Below are 13,830 nucleotides of genomic sequence, written 5' to 3' on the forward strand. Positions count from 1 at the left end.
CTACTTCGCGGGAATCGAGTGGATGAGTTCCACAACCCGGGTCAAAACTGTGGGGTCGGTCTCCGGGGGAACACCATGGCCAAGGTTCAGAACATGGCCCGGCGCTGATGCCCCGGCTTCGATGACCTCGCGGACATGCTTCTCCAGTACGTCCCAGGGAGCGGAGAGCAGGGCCGGATCGATATTTCCCTGCAGGGGCACAGTTCCGCCCAAACGACGGTTGGCCTCATCGAGCGGCAGGCGGTAATCGACCCCCACCACGTCCACTCCCACGTCACGCATGGCCACCAGCAGCTCCGACGTACCGGTGCCGAAATGGATCAACGGTGCGCCGAGTCCGCGGACGTGATCCAGTGCACGGGCGGAGGCCGGAGCCACGAACTTGGTGTAGTCCGCCAGTCCCAGCGACCCGGCCCAGGAATCGAAGAGCTGGCCGGCGGAAGCTCCTGCTTCCAGCTGGGCCTGCAGGAACAGCCCGGAAGCGTCGGCAGCCCAGTTGGCCAGTGCGGTCCAGGTTTCAGGATCGGCGTGCATCATGGTCCGCGGGCCGAGGTGGTCGCGGGACGGCCGTCCTTCCACCATGTAGGCGGCAAGGGTGAACGGCGCGCCGGCAAAGCCGATCAAGGGGGTGGATCCGAGCTCGGCAACAGTCAGGCGGACTGCTTCGCGGATGGGCTCAAGTGCTTCCCAGGTCAGCGTAGGCAGGGCAGCCACATCCGCTGCAGTGCGGACCGGCTTGTCCAGCACCGGCCCCACGCCCGGGACAATGTCCACTCCGACGCCTGCGAGCTTCAAGGGGATGACGATGTCGGAGAAGAAAATCGCGGCATCGACATCGTGGCGGCGGACGGGCTGCAGCGTGATCTCGGAAGCGAGCTCCGGCCGCAGGCACGAGTCGAGCATGGCGACGCCCTCACGGATCTTCAGGTACTCGGGCAGCGAGCGACCCGCCTGCCGCATGAACCACACGGGCCTGCGGCTGGGGGTGCCACCACGGTATGCCGTGATGAGCGGCGACTCCGAGGTGCGGCCGTCCTTCAAGGGGTGGTTGGCGCCGAGGGTTCCCGCCGGGGCGTTGGAGGCCGTACTCTGGGGTGCTGCCGAGCTAGAAGTCATGCCTTCGATTGTGCCCAAAATCCCGGGTAAAAGATAACGACAAGCTGTCACGTGCGGCCGGGCGGGATCGGCTGTGTTGCGCATCACCCTGTGGAGTGCGGAGCACCACGGCTGCATATTGTTCTACCGGGCTACGAAAAAGCTATGATGGGTTTGCTGTGGTTCTTTTCTCATTGGTGGCTACACACGCCGACATCGACCTCGAAACTGTCGCTCAGTTGAGCAACGGTTCCTCAAGCCTCGCCTCTTCCGCCCTCGAGGACTCCCCCGTGGTTTCCGGAGCCGTGGTGCTGGCCACCTGTAACAGGTATGAGGTTTACGGCGAAACAGCCAATCCAGACGACGTCGAGGCCGCACGTTCGGCCCTGGTCTCCCGCATCAGTGACTTGAGCGGCCTCAATGAACAACTGGTGTCGCGTTCCCTGGCCACCAACACCGGCCCTGACGTTACCCGCCACCTGTTCGCCGTGAGCGCCGGGCTTGATTCTGCAGTGGTGGGTGAGCGTGAGATTGCCGGACAGGTACGCCGGGCCCTGATCAACGCCCAGCAAGAAGGAACTGCAAGTTCGGGATTGGTCCGCCTCTTCCAGGCAGCATCAAAGACCGCCAAGGATGTGGGCGCCCAGACCGCTCTCGGTTCCCGCGGCCTCTCCATCGTTTCCGTCGCGTTGGACCTTGCGACCGACCTCGCCGAGGATCACGACTGGACGTCCAAGAAAGTAGTGGTCTTCGGGACCGGCGCCTACGCAGGGGCAACCATGTCCCTCCTGCGCGAACGCGGCTGCACGGATATCTCGGTGTACTCATCGTCCGGCCGCGCCGAAGCTTTCGTCGCCACCCGCGGGGGAACAGCGCTCGACGCCGACACCCTCCCCGCCGCCGTCGCCGCAGCTGACGTCATGATCGGCTGCAGTGGCTCTGACAACCGCGTTGAAGCCGCCGAGCTGGCCCGCGTCCGGGAGAACTCAGGAAAACCATTGATTGCCATCGACCTCGCACTGACTCACGACTTCGATCCCGCTGTGGGCGAGCTTGAAGGGGTGGAGTTGCTGACGCTGGAGTCCGTCCGCCTGGCTGCCCCGCAAGAGCAGGCAGAGTCACTGTCCCAAGCCAGCGCCATTGTCACTGGCGCGGCATCGTCCTTTGAGTCCGAGCGCGAGGCCCGTTCCGTGGACACTGCCATTGTTGCCCTGCGCCGGCACACCATGAACGTCCTGGACGCGGAGATGGAGAAGGTCCGCGCCCGGCACGGCTGCACGGCTGCCGCTGAAGAAGTCGAGTTCGCCCTTCGCCGCATGGTCAAGCAGTTGCTGCACACACCCACTGTCCGCGCCCGCGAGCTTGCCGCCAACGGCCAGCAGGACCAGTACGTTGCCGCCTTGGAAGCCCTCTACGGGATCCAGGTGGAACAACCTTCCGCGGCCCCGGCCGCGGAGTGCCCGGTGGACCACGGGCAACTCCGCTCCGAAAGCGCCTGAGCTAAGGTTTCTTCCACATGTTGTCCGTTTACTGACGGACAGCGTCCATTCCCGTCAGCCCGGCGGACAGCTCCCAGAGTTTCTTCGCGTCCTCCCGGTCCACCGCGTGGGCGTCCACGCCCTGGTACCGCGCCAGTGGAGATTCCTTATCCGTAGGGTTGGCGATGTCGCAGTCCTCGCAGTAGACGCCGCCCTTGCCGTCCAGCGCCGGTGACGTGGCTGCCCACACTGACGTCGCCGCGCCTTGCACCGGGGTCTTGAACCCCTCACGGACGTTCCCCTCCTGGTCCATCCACCCGGCCGCCACCATTTCTTCCTTTGGCAGGTGGCGCTGCAACTCGGTCATGATTCCGCCGGGATGCACGGCAAAAGCGCGGACGCCATGCTCACGGCCCAGGCGGTCCAGCTCCACCGCAAAGAGGGCATTGGCGGTTTTGGCCTGGCCGTAGGCGCGCCACTTGTCGTAGCCGCTGTCAAAGTTGATGTCATCAAAGCGGATCGGCGAGAGCTTGTGGCCCGTTGAGGACAGCGAAACCACGCGGGCGCTCCCCGAGGCAACCAAGGCGGGCCATAAAGCGTTCACCAGCGTGTAGTGGCCCAGGTGGTTGGTGGCGAACTGCGCTTCCCACCCCGGCCCCACCCGGCTTTCCGGGCTGGCCATGATGGCTGCGTTGTTGATCAGGATGTCCAGCGACCCGTGCCCGGAAAGAGAGAGCGCAGAAAGGTAGCGGGACGCAAAGCCCTTGACGCTCTCCTGGTCTGCCAGGTCCATCTCTTCCACCGCGACGTTGGAGAGTCCTTCAGCGGCCAGCACTTCCCTGGCGCGCTCCGGCCGACGGGCGGGGACGGTGACCTCCGCGCCGGCGGACACCAAGGCCCGGACGGTTTCCAGCCCGAGTCCTGAATAGCCTCCGGTGACAATGGCTGTCCGCCCGGAGAGATCAATTCCTTCGATGACCTCCATGGCGGTGGAACCGTGACCGAAGCCGGACTCCAACGGGTGTTGCTGCGTGACTGTTTGTTCTTCGCTCATGGTTGAGCTTGACAGAAAAAAGTACTCCCGGGCAACGAATCAGTAAACGGGCTTGTCCGGCTCAACGTCCCGGACCCAGGCGAGGATACCGCCGTCGAGATGCCTGACCCTCGTATATCCGGCCTTCCGGGCCGCATCCAGAACGGCAGCGGACCGCGTACCGGCCTTGCAATGGAACACAATGTCCTTGTCCTGGGGCAGGGTTGCCCAGGATTCACCGGACAGGATCCTGCCTTGGGGGATCAGCACGGACCCCTCAATGCTGACGATGCTGTGCTCGCCCGATTCCCGGACGTCCACCAGCTCGAAGTCCCGCTGTCCCAGCCCGCGCTCCCGGAGCATGTCCGCCAGCTCCGTGGCTGTCACGGTGTGGGCTTGGTCTGTTTCCTGCACGGGAGCGATGCCACAAAAGGCTTCGTAGTCGGTCAATTCCGTCACGGGCGTGGCCTCAGGGTCCTTTGACACCTTGATTTCACGCCAGCTTCCGCCCAGGGCATCAAAAAGTGCCACCCTGCCCAGGAGGGAACGCCCGACGCCAGTAATCAGCTTCACTGCCTCCGTCACCATCAGCGATCCCACAGCGGCGCAGAGCATGCCGAAGACGCCGCCCTCACCGCACGACGGCACGGAGCCGGCGGGTGGGGCCTCGGGGTACAGATCCCGGTACGTGGGACCGTGATCTGCCCAAAATACGCTGACTTGGCCATCGAACCGGAAAATCGAGCCCCACACATAGGGCTTTCCCAGAATCGCCGCGGCATCGTTCACCAGGTATCTGGTAGCAAAGTTGTCTGCGCCGTCGAGGATGAGATCGTACTGGGCAAAGAGTTCCAGGGCGTTGGAAGCATCCAAGCGGACATTGTGGGTCACCACGGAGACCAAAGGGTTCAGATCGGCAATGGCCCGGCGTGCCGACTCGATCTTGGGGGTGCCTACGTCCGCGACTCCGTGGATGACCTGGCGTTGCAGGTTGCTGAGGTCAACATCGTCGTCGTCGACGATTCCCAATGTCCCCACGCCTGCGGCTGCAAGGTACAGGAGGGCCGGTGAACCAAGTCCGCCGGCGCCGATGACCAGCACCTTGGCGTTCTTCAGCCTGCGCTGGCCCACGGCGCCGATTTCGGGAATGATGAGGTGCCGGGAATACCGTTCCACTTCCGCCGGTGTAAGGTCCGGGGCGGGTTCCACCAGGGGTGGCAGGACAGCGGGCGCGGCGGTGCGGGCAGCAACAATTGAGGCCATACCCCAATGTATGCCCGCAGATACCGCCCGGTCATATTACCCACCGGTAGAGTGGTCATAACTGCAAAGGAAAGGCGGCAGACTGTGGCTGACGGCACACGGGCAAACGATGGAGCACCCGCGAAGCAGGAACGGACAAGTTCACCCCGATCGCCCAGGCTGCCAAGGGATGAACGCCGCGCACAGTTGCTGTCAGCAGCACTGGAAGTTTTTGTGTCCAACGGCTTCCACGGAGCAGCCATGGATGAAATTGCCGAGACTGCCCGTGTCAGCAAACCGGTGCTTTACCAGCACTTCCCCTCCAAGCGTGAGCTCTACATGGCACTGCTGGACAGCCACCTGGCCACCCTCACTGAGCTGATGCTCAGCGCCTTGAACTCCACTTCGGACAACAAGGAACGCGTCCAGGCCGTCATGCGCGCCTACTTCCGGTTCATCGCCGACGACGACCAGGCGCACCGCCTGGTATTCGAATCCGATCTCATCAATGATCCCGACGTGAGCTCCCGGCTGGAGACGTTCAACAAAACCTTTGCGGACGCCGTCGCGCACGTCATTGCAGAGGACACCAAGCTGCCTCCCCTGGAAGCGCAGCTTCTGGGCCGCGGCCTGGCAGGAATGGCCCAGGTCAGCGCGCGGTACTGGCTCGAAACAGACGGAAACCTTGACCTCGATGTGGCCAGCGATCTGATCTATCGTTTAGCTTGGCGCGGAATCAGTCGATTCCCTAAAGAGTCCTAGGCTACAAATAGAGGACTGACTTAACACTTGATTGGCTTGGAGGCCTTGCTGTGGAAGTAAAGATCGGCATTCAGAACGTCGGCCGCGAAATTGTGCTTGAATCCGCTTTGGATGCTGAAGCTGTGGCCAACATCGTGGCAGAAGCCGTGTCAAAGGGCTCTGAGCTTCGCCTGACGGATGAAAAGGGCCGGCAGATCATTGTTCCCGGCAGTGTCCTGGGGTACGTGGAGATCGGTGCTGAAGAAGTCCGCCGCGTAGGCTTCGGCGCTCTCTAGCCCCACCCGTCCAACCCGGTTCCGTTCAGCTGCCAAGGAGTCTCAATGCTTTCACTCGTCGTTGTGGTTTTGGCAACGGTTGCCACCGGGTTCATGGTGTGGGCCAACGATAAACGGCACACCACCTACGGCGTGGCACTGCCTGCCGGCGTCTCGGCGGGAGTCGGCGCCCTCAGCTGGATTGCGTTCATCAGCGCCGGGCTGGGCTATCAGCCAGGCGCCACCTGGATTCCGTGGGTTCTGCCCATCGTGATCGGCACCGCGGCTGCGGCCGCCGTCGTGGTTTTCTGTGGGCGGGTCCGCACCAAGCAAGACATTGAGGCAATGACCAGGGCTTTGAGCCTCTGACGAACAAAGAAGAATGGCCATCACCTCAGGGTGATGGCCATTCTTCTTTAAGGGCACATGTCTTCTTTAAGGGCACATGCGCTTAAAGGAACTCCGCCCGGCCCTCCATTGCAGAGGAAGCCAATGCGTGCTCGCGGCGCGGGATGCGGCCGGCCAACTTGGCCAGGCGCCCGGCGGTCACCGCGTGCTTGAAAGCTTCGCCCATGCGGATGGGGTCCTGCGCCCTTGTTACCGCAGTGGCCAGCAGGACCGCATCACAGCCGAGCTCCATGGCCAGGGCAGCATCGGACGCCGTTCCGATCCCGGCGTCCAGAACAACCGGCACCGAGGCCCGGGACACGATCAATTCGATGTTATGCGGATTCAGTATTCCCAGTCCGGTCCCAATGGGCGCACCCAGGGGCATGACGGCGGTGGCGCCCAGGTTCTCCAGCCTCAACGCCAGGACGGGGTCGTCGTTGGTGTAAGCGAAAACCTTGAAGCCGCGGTTCACCAGCTGCTCCGTGGCATCCACGAGTTCCACGGCATCGGGAAGGAGGGTTTGCTCGTCCGCGATGACCTCCAGCTTCACCCAGTCAGTCTCCAGCGCTTCGCGGGCCAACTCCGCCGTCATCACGGCGTCCTTTGCCGTGAAACATCCGGCGGTGTTGGGCAGCACCCGGATGTTGTGGTCCATCAGGAGTTGAAAGAGCGAGCCCGTCTCCGCCGGTGAGTAGCGGCGCATGGCAACTGTGGTCAGCTCCGTCCCGGAGGCCAGCAAGGCCGCACCCAACCCGTCAAGGCTGGGCGCTCCCCCGGTCCCCATGATCAAACGGGAGCCCAAAATGACGCCGTCTATCTCCAGGGCATCAGTGATGACGTTCGACTGTGTGGTGGTCATGCGGTCAGCCTCCTTGGACTGCTGTAACGAGTTCCAGTTCGTCGCCGTCGGCGAGCGCGGTGGCTGCCCACTGGCTGCGGGGCACCACCTCGGAATTGCGGGCGACGGCGACACCCAGTTTTCCGCCGTCGGTGGCCTGGCCGCGGTGGTCAAGGACCCGGCCAGTTACGGAGCTGACCAAGGTGCTGACTGACGACTCGGGCTCCACGGCGCGGAGTTCGCCATTGAGTGTGATGTTCATGCTGTTTCCTTGCCTCGCAGGTGGTGGTGATTCAGGGTGTCGTTGAAACGGTCGGGACGGAAAAGTGACCAGCGGGGATCGTCATGGCCTTCCATCAAGCCACACGTGATCTTCGCGGCCACGGGTGTGAGCAGGACTCCGTGCCGGAAGAAGCCGGTGGCGATCAGGAGTCCGCGGACGTATCCGCCGGGGCTTCCGATCCGTCCCAGCAGTGGTGCGTTGTCCGGAGTTCCGGGCCGGGCGCGTGCCGTGGCCTCCAGGAGTTCAAGTTCGGCCACCGCGGGGACCAGCGCCTGGGCGTCGCGCAGAAGCTGGTAGACGCCGCCTGCTGAAACGGCGTTGGATGAGGCGGACAACCCGTCCTCCCGTTGGGTGGCGCCAATGACCACTGTGCCGTCGTCCCTGGGGACGATGTAAACGGGCACACCCCGGACGAGTCCACGGACGGTGGAGGTCACCAGGGGCCGTAAGTGCTCTGGCACGCGCAGCCTGAGGATATCCCCGTAGACGGGACGCAGCGGAAGAGCCAGGCCGGACGGCAGCCCCTGCAAGGACGCTGCACCCAGGCCGTTGGCCACCACTGTTTCCGCTGCGTGGACCACGGTCCCGGAGCCGAGCTCCACCCCTGCTACCCGGGAATGGTCCCACAGGAGCCGGACTGCGGTGTCGGCAACGGAGAATCCTGCCGCTGCCTCCTCCACCCAACTGGCATCAGACGTTGAGTGCGCGGAGAGGATCTTCATCAGGCGGGCGGCCAACTGCCGGGGATCCACGTGGTGGTCCGCCGGAATTTCGAAGGCGCTGGAGATTCCAGGGCTGAGCAATGGCTCACGCGTTCTTGCTTCCCGCAGGCCCAGAGGTTCAACGCCCAGTCCTGCCGCCACCTGAACCAAGCGCAAATCCGCGAGCGCACGGCGGTCTGCGGCGTCGGCTCCCACGGCGAGGGTGGGCGTCGTGCGGTATCCGGTGGCACCCCCGATGCTGTTGATGAAGCCCGGCCACAGCCTTGATGATTCCACCATGAGGTCCAGGAGGTCTTCCTCCTGGTAGTGCAGCTCGCTGACGGGTGCCAGCATCCCCGCAGCTGCGAAGGTGGCGCCGGAGGCCGGTGCGGGGTCGATGAGAACTACGGAGCGGCCGAGCCGCCTGGCCTCGTGAGCTATGCCCAGGCCAATAATGCCGCCGCCGATCACGGCGACGTCAGCCCGAAGGGTTGTCCTGGTTGGTGCGTGGCGGGAGTCTGCCATGTTTCCTTCCCTACGCCGGTACTAGCCGGATCAGGTCAAGCGGTCGGCGCTGAAGCCCTCTCAGCCGGTGGGTCATATGACGGACGTCCCGGCTCCCGCAGTACCCGCCCAGTTTAGAGGAACTACTCTGGTGTGCATGACCCGGACTGACTCCCTTGATACCGCCCGCCTGTACCTGTGCACTGATGCCCGTTCCCGCCAAGGGGATTTCGAAGCCTTTGCCGATGCCGCCTACGCGGGTGGCGTGGACATCATCCAACTGCGCGACAAGTCCTTGGAAGCGGCGGAAGAACTGGAACTGTTGAAGGTCCTCAAGGGCGTTGCGGAACGGCACGGGAAGCTGTGGGCCGTCAACGACCGGGCCGATGTTGCCAGTGTTTCCGGGGCTCCGGTGTTCCATGTGGGGCAAAAGGACCTGCCCCTGCAGGTGGCCCGGACCCTCCTGCCGTCCACGGCGTTGGTGGGGCTTTCCACGCACACCCCGGAGCAGGTCAACGACGCCATTGCCGCTTCACCGGGAGAGGGCGGGCTGGACTATTTCTGCGTTGGACCGGTGTGGGCCACGCCCACCAAACCGGGCCGCGCAGCCGTTGGCACAGACCTGGTCACATATGCAGCGGAAGCCATGAAGAGAGCTGGGGAGACAACAGACGGCGCAGTAAAGCTGCCGTGGTTTGCCATAGGCGGCATCGACCTGGACAACGTGGAACAGGTGGTGAAAGCCGGGGCCAGCCGGATTGTGGTGGTCCGTGCCATCACCGAGGCACCGGATCCGACGGCGGCAGCCAGGGCCTTGGTGGAAGCGCTCGACGCGGCGGGGTACCGGGACTAACCGGCGAAACCGGGCTACCCTGACTTTCGTGTCACATCATCGGATCACACCCAATGTCCAGGACCCTTCGGACCAGCTCGGAGCCGCACTTGCTGCGCTCCGGACCGAATTGGAGTTGCCCGGTGGGTATCCGGCGGACGCCGTCGGTGAAGCCCGCAAAGCCGTCGAATCGCGCGCACTTCCGGACCGTGACCTGAGGGACGTTCCGTTCGTCACGATCGATCCTGCAACATCCACGGATCTGGACCAGGCCGTTCACATTGAACGGGCCGGCCAAGGGTACAAGGTCCTCTACGCCATCGCGGATGTCCCCGCCTTCGTGGTGCCCGGCGGCGCGCTGGACGCCGAAACCCGCCGGCGCGGCCAAACATTCTATGCGCCGGACAGCCGCATACCCCTGCATCCGGAGATCATCAGCGAGAACGCCGGAAGCCTGCTCCCCGAACAGGATTGCGGGGCGTTCGTCTGGGATTTCGCCCTTGATGGCGCCGGGGAAGTGCAGACAGTCTCGGTGGCCCGGGCCACCGTGCGCAGCCGCGCCAAGTTGAGCTACAAGGGGGCCCAACAGCAGATCGACGACGGCAACGCGCCCCCGGTGCTGGCGCTCCTGAAGGAAGTCGGGCTGAAGCGCGTTGAGTTGGAACGGCTCCGGGGCGGGGCCAGCCTGAACATGCCCGAGCAGGAGATCGTCCAGTCAACGGATGGAGGCGGCTACAGGATTGAGGCTGCCCCGTCCTTGCCCGTGGAGGATTGGAATGCCCAGATCTCGCTGATGACGGGGATGGCCGCCGCATCCATGATGCTGGAAGGCAAGGTGGGCATCCTCCGCACCATGCCCGCACCGGATGAAAACTCCCTCAGGCACTTCAAACGGCAGACCGTGGCCCTCGGCAAACCGTGGGACGGCAAGGTGACGTACGGCGAATACCTGCGGACCCTTGATGCCGCGGACCCAAAGCAGTTGGCCATCCTCCATTCTGCGGGCACGCTGTTCCGCGGTGCGGGGTACACCCCGTTCGACGGCGAAGTTCCCGAAGTTGTCATCCAGGCAGCCATTGGAGCGCCCTACGCCCACACCACGGCCCCGCTGCGACGGCTGATTGACAGGTTTGTCCTGGTGATCTGCGAAGCTTTGTGCAACAAACGGGAAATTCCGGCGTGGGCCCGCGAGGCCCTTCCCACGCTGCCGGGGATCATGGCGGCCTCCGATCAGTTGGCTGGACGCCTGGAACGCGCGGCATTGGACACCGTGGAGGCCGCGCTGCTTGCCAACCATGTGGGTGAGGAATTCACTGCGGTGGTGATCTCCGGTTCCAAGCCCACCAACGGGAACGGCAACGGCAACGGCGGACCGTACGGCACCATCCAGATAGCCGAGCCTGCAGTCACAGCCCGGTGCAACGGCACCATGGAGTCGGGAACGGAGGTCCGGGTCAGGTTGGCCACGGCGGATATTGCCAGCCGGGAGATCCTGTTTGACCTGGTGCCCTGACACCCGTCGTTGCCCTGATCCGGCCATTCTGCCCGCCAGAGGATAGACTGGCCGTGTAGTAATGGATGCCCGGTCGTTGATTCAGTTAATTTTTGAACTCAACAAGCCCGCCCCTACGCGATCTTGAGATGTACCAACTGGTCACCAGTGCCAGTACTTAGATAGCCCGCGATCGGCTTCCACTGGACTTGCTTGCGCGCCCGTTGGTGCTCCGGTACGGCTATGCCGCCCCCGTTGAGCATGCGGCGCCAATGCCCAAATGAATAAGGAAACTCCCTGTGAGTGAATTGCATACCCATGAAGTCCTGACGGACCCCACCGGAACAGAATCAATCGAGCCCGAGGAAACGATCGTCTCGAACGAGACGCCCCACGAGATCGAAGAGAAGTCGTTTGCCGACTTCAACGTGCGCGCAGACATCGTGGAATCCTTGGCAGATGCCGGGATTACCCACCCCTTCCCCATCCAGGCCATGACCCTGCCGGTCGCCCTGGGTGGCCACGACATCATCGGCCAGGCCAAGACCGGTACGGGTAAAACCCTCGGCTTCGGCGTGCCTGCCCTGCAGCGCGTAGTAGGACGCGATGATGCCGGCTATGACAAGCTTGCCGTTCCCGGCGGCCCCCAGGCCCTGGTGATCGTGCCTACCCGCGAACTCGCTGTTCAGGTGGCCAACGATCTCCAGACCGCATCACGCAAGCGCAATGCACGTATCGCCACGATTTACGGCGGCCGTGCATACGAGCCGCAGATCGATGCGTTGCAAAAGGGCGTGGAAATCGTTGTCGGCACCCCCGGCCGGTTGATCGACCTTTACAAGCAAAAGCACCTCAGCCTCAAGAACGTCAAAATGGTCATCCTTGACGAGGCCGACGAAATGCTGGACCTCGGGTTCCTCCCGGACGTGGAAACCCTGATCGCCGGCACCCCTGCCGTCCGCCAGACCCTGCTCTTCTCGGCAACCATGCCCGGCCCGGTGATCGCGATGGCACGCCGCTACATGACGCAGCCAACCCACATCCGCGCTGCCGACCCCAACGATGAAGGCCTCACCAAGCGCGACATCCGCCAGCTGATCTACCGTGCCCACAGCATGGACAAGACCGAGGTTGTGGCACGCATCCTGCAGGCCCGTGGACGCGGCCGCACCATCATCTTCACCAAAACCAAGCGGACCGCCGCGAAGGTTGCCGAGGAACTGGTTGACCGCGGCTTCGCTGCCGCAGCCATCCACGGCGACCTCGGCCAGGGTGCCCGCGAACAGGCCCTGCGTGCGTTCCGGAACAACAAGGTTGACGTCCTGGTAGCCACCGACGTGGCAGCCCGCGGCATCGATGTTGACGACGTTACCCACGTCATCAACTACCAATGCGTGGAAGACGAAAAGATCTACCTGCACCGCGTTGGCCGTACTGGCCGCGCGGGCAACAAGGGCACGGCTGTGACCTTTGTTGACTGGGATGACATGCCGCGCTGGGGTCTCATCAACAAGGCCCTGGGACTGAGCGTTCCCGAACCCGTTGAGACCTACTCCTCTTCCCCGCACCTGTACGAGGACCTGGACATCCCCGAGGGCACCAAGGGCCGCCTCCCGCGCAACAAGCGCACCCTGGCAGGCGTGGACGCCGAGGTCCTGGAGGACCTCGGCGAAACCGGCAAGAAGAACTCCCGATCCGGCGGCTCCGGCCGTGACGGTGGTCGTGGACGCAACGGAGGGCGTGATGGTGGCCGCGATGGCGGCCAGGGCCGCTCCGGCAGGCCGGCTGACTCCGGCGAGTCCAATGGCGAGGGCGGGCGCACCCGCACCCGCCGCCGTCGTACGTCCGAGGGCGAAGCAGCTCCGGCCGCAGGCGCACCCGAGACCCGCTCCGCCGGTACGGACAGCGCCGACAAGCCTGCACGTACCCGCCGCACACGCACGCGCCGCCGCAACGGCGAAGTGGTGTCCGGTGAAGCCGCTGCCACCCAGTCCGGCAGCGCCGAGGCCTAAAGCCGTCAATGACTGAAACTGTTTGGGCGCCGGACGGCGGCAACCTGGTGGTCCACGCGGACAACGCGGAGTTCCTCCCCACGCTGCCGGACGGCGCCTTCACACTCATTTACGTGGATCCACCCTTCAACACCGGGCGGATCCAGCGACGCCAGGAAACCCGTATGGTGCGCAACGCCGATGGCGACGGCGACCGGGTGGGCTTCAAAGGCCGCTCCTACGACACCATCAAGGGCGCCCTGCACAGCTACGACGACGCGTTCAGCGACTACTGGTCCTTCCTTGAACCAAAGTTGGTGGAAGCCTGGCGGCTGTTGGCGGACGACGGCACGCTGTACCTGCACCTTGACTACCGCGAGGTCCACTACGCCAAGGTGATGCTGGACGCCATCTTCGGCCGGGAGTGCTTCCTCAACGAAATCATCTGGGCCTACGATTACGGTGCCCGGGCCAAGAACCGCTGGCCAACCAAGCACGACAACATCCTTGTGTACGTGAAGAACCCGTCCAAGTACCACTTCGACAGTGCCGAAGTGGACCGGGAACCGTACATGGCTCCAGGGCTGGTGACCCCGGCCAAGCGCGAACTCGGCAAACTGCCCACCGATGTCTGGTGGCACACGATCGTTTCCCCCACTGGCCGGGAAAAAACCGGCTATCCGACGCAGAAGCCGGAGGGCCTGGTCCGCAGAATCGTCTCTGCTTCAAGCCGCGAGGGCGATTGGTGCCTGGACTTCTTTGCCGGCTCCGGCACGCTGGGGGCAGTGGCTGCCAAGCTGGGCCGCCACTTTGTCTGCGTGGACCAAAACGAGCAAGCCATCGAGGTCATGCGGAAGCGCCTGGGCAGCAAAGCGGAGTTTCACCAAACACTGTCAGCGCCCCTTTAAGCGGAGCCCACCCCGGGGCATCCCGCA

General features: G+C 64.0%; 14 protein-coding genes and 1 riboswitch. Of the genes, 8 read left to right on the forward strand and 6 right to left on the reverse strand.

Annotation, left to right across the window (positions count from 1 at the left end; genetic code table 11):
* Nucleotides 1–1,116, reverse strand: a complete 1,116-nt coding sequence (hemE, locus tag JOE60_RS12175) for a uroporphyrinogen decarboxylase (protein WP_167263260.1) — start codon at nucleotides 1,114–1,116, stop codon at nucleotides 1–3.
* Nucleotides 1,117–1,274: 158 nt separating this feature from the next.
* Here hemE and JOE60_RS12180 point away from each other — a divergent pair, with 158 nt between their 5' ends.
* Nucleotides 1,275–2,594, forward strand: coding sequence for a glutamyl-tRNA reductase (locus JOE60_RS12180; protein WP_167263261.1), 1,320 nt, complete (start codon nucleotides 1,275–1,277; stop codon nucleotides 2,592–2,594).
* 28 nt (nucleotides 2,595–2,622) lie between these two features.
* On the opposite strand, the gene JOE60_RS12185 is transcribed toward JOE60_RS12180, so the two are convergent.
* Both JOE60_RS12185 and moeB read right to left on the reverse strand, forming a co-directional pair.
* On the reverse strand, nucleotides 2,623–3,627 hold the full coding sequence (locus JOE60_RS12185; RefSeq protein WP_167263262.1) for an SDR family NAD(P)-dependent oxidoreductase: 1,005 nt from the start codon (nucleotides 3,625–3,627) through the stop codon (nucleotides 2,623–2,625).
* A gap of 39 nt (nucleotides 3,628–3,666) precedes the next feature.
* Entirely contained in the window at nucleotides 3,667–4,869 is a 1,203-nt protein-coding gene (gene moeB, locus JOE60_RS12190) for a molybdopterin-synthase adenylyltransferase MoeB (protein WP_167263263.1), read from the reverse strand.
* A gap of 6 nt (nucleotides 4,870–4,875) precedes the next feature.
* Between moeB and JOE60_RS12195 the strand changes: the two genes are divergently transcribed.
* From JOE60_RS12195 to JOE60_RS12205, 3 genes are read left to right on the forward strand one after another with little or no spacing between them, the layout of a single operon-like run.
* Nucleotides 4,876–5,610 carry a TetR/AcrR family transcriptional regulator gene (locus JOE60_RS12195; protein ID WP_204814920.1) on the forward strand — a complete coding sequence of 245 codons (735 nt, stop codon included), beginning with the start codon at nucleotides 4,876–4,878 and terminating at the stop codon, nucleotides 5,608–5,610.
* Between the two features lie 50 nt (nucleotides 5,611–5,660).
* Nucleotides 5,661–5,885: a DUF3107 domain-containing protein gene (locus JOE60_RS12200; RefSeq protein WP_167263265.1), complete on the forward strand. Its 225-nt coding sequence runs from the start codon at nucleotides 5,661–5,663 to the stop codon at nucleotides 5,883–5,885.
* 45 nt (nucleotides 5,886–5,930) lie between these two features.
* The gene (locus tag JOE60_RS12205) at nucleotides 5,931–6,233 is read left to right on the forward strand and encodes a hypothetical protein (protein WP_167263267.1); all 303 of its coding nucleotides are present in this window, start codon (nucleotides 5,931–5,933) and stop codon (nucleotides 6,231–6,233) included.
* 82 nt (nucleotides 6,234–6,315) lie between these two features.
* On the opposite strand, the gene JOE60_RS12210 is transcribed toward JOE60_RS12205, so the two are convergent.
* The 3 genes from JOE60_RS12210 to thiO all read right to left on the reverse strand — a co-directional run bounded on the left by JOE60_RS12210 (nucleotide 6,316) and on the right by thiO (nucleotide 8,601).
* A complete protein-coding gene (locus tag JOE60_RS12210; protein WP_167263269.1) occupies nucleotides 6,316–7,113 on the reverse strand; it encodes a thiazole synthase in 798 nt (265 codons plus the stop codon).
* Between the two features lie 4 nt (nucleotides 7,114–7,117).
* Nucleotides 7,118–7,354, reverse strand: coding sequence for a sulfur carrier protein ThiS (thiS, locus tag JOE60_RS12215; protein ID WP_167263271.1), 237 nt, complete (start codon nucleotides 7,352–7,354; stop codon nucleotides 7,118–7,120).
* Nucleotides 7,351–8,601, reverse strand: coding sequence for a glycine oxidase ThiO (gene thiO / locus JOE60_RS12220; RefSeq protein ID WP_167263273.1), 1,251 nt, complete (start codon nucleotides 8,599–8,601; stop codon nucleotides 7,351–7,353). The genes thiS and thiO overlap by 4 nt, the downstream gene beginning before the upstream one ends.
* A riboswitch (TPP riboswitch) is annotated at nucleotides 8,592–8,710 on the reverse strand. Its footprint overlaps the gene before it by 10 nt.
* Nucleotides 8,711–8,737: 27 nt before the next feature.
* On the opposite strand from thiO, the gene thiE reads away from it, so the two are divergent.
* The 4 genes from thiE to JOE60_RS12240 all read left to right on the forward strand — a co-directional run bounded on the left by thiE (nucleotide 8,738) and on the right by JOE60_RS12240 (nucleotide 13,803).
* Nucleotides 8,738–9,433 (forward strand): thiamine phosphate synthase, encoded by a 696-nt coding sequence (thiE, locus tag JOE60_RS12225; protein WP_167263275.1) that lies wholly within the window; start codon nucleotides 8,738–8,740, stop codon nucleotides 9,431–9,433.
* 28 nt (nucleotides 9,434–9,461) lie between these two features.
* Nucleotides 9,462–10,925, forward strand: coding sequence for an RNB domain-containing ribonuclease (locus tag JOE60_RS12230; RefSeq protein WP_167263277.1), 1,464 nt, complete (start codon nucleotides 9,462–9,464; stop codon nucleotides 10,923–10,925).
* A 278-nt stretch (nucleotides 10,926–11,203) separates the two neighbouring features.
* The gene (locus JOE60_RS12235; RefSeq protein WP_167263279.1) at nucleotides 11,204–12,916 is read left to right on the forward strand and encodes a DEAD/DEAH box helicase; all 1,713 of its coding nucleotides are present in this window, start codon (nucleotides 11,204–11,206) and stop codon (nucleotides 12,914–12,916) included.
* Nucleotides 12,917–12,924: 8 nt separating this feature from the next.
* Nucleotides 12,925–13,803, forward strand: coding sequence for a DNA-methyltransferase (locus JOE60_RS12240; RefSeq protein ID WP_167263281.1), 879 nt, complete (start codon nucleotides 12,925–12,927; stop codon nucleotides 13,801–13,803).
* Nucleotides 13,804–13,830: the final 27 nt, after the last annotated feature.

The organism is Paenarthrobacter ilicis (assembly GCF_016907545.1).
Taxonomy (GTDB): domain Bacteria; phylum Actinomycetota; class Actinomycetes; order Actinomycetales; family Micrococcaceae; genus Arthrobacter; species Arthrobacter ilicis.

Bases quoted from the DNA above. Each gene is read 5' to 3' on its own strand.
- hemE (WP_167263260.1), bottom strand. From the start codon at position 1,116: ATGACTTCTAGCTCGGCAGCACCCCAGAGTACGGCCTCCAACGCCCCG.
- JOE60_RS12185 (WP_167263262.1), bottom strand. From the start codon at position 3,627: ATGAGCGAAGAACAAACAGTCACGCAGCAACACCCGTTGGAGTCCGGC.
- moeB (WP_167263263.1), bottom strand. From the start codon at position 4,869: ATGGCCTCAATTGTTGCTGCCCGCACCGCCGCGCCCGCTGTCCTGCCA.
- JOE60_RS12195 (WP_204814920.1), top strand. From the start codon at position 4,876: ATGTATGCCCGCAGATACCGCCCGGTCATATTACCCACCGGTAGAGTG.
- JOE60_RS12205 (WP_167263267.1), top strand. From the start codon at position 5,931: ATGCTTTCACTCGTCGTTGTGGTTTTGGCAACGGTTGCCACCGGGTTC.
- JOE60_RS12210 (WP_167263269.1), bottom strand. From the start codon at position 7,113: ATGACCACCACACAGTCGAACGTCATCACTGATGCCCTGGAGATAGAC.
- thiS (WP_167263271.1), bottom strand. From the start codon at position 7,354: ATGAACATCACACTCAATGGCGAACTCCGCGCCGTGGAGCCCGAGTCG.
- thiO (WP_167263273.1), bottom strand. From the start codon at position 8,601: ATGGCAGACTCCCGCCACGCACCAACCAGGACAACCCTTCGGGCTGAC.
- thiE (WP_167263275.1), top strand. From the start codon at position 8,738: ATGACCCGGACTGACTCCCTTGATACCGCCCGCCTGTACCTGTGCACT.
- JOE60_RS12240 (WP_167263281.1), top strand. From the start codon at position 12,925: ATGACTGAAACTGTTTGGGCGCCGGACGGCGGCAACCTGGTGGTCCAC.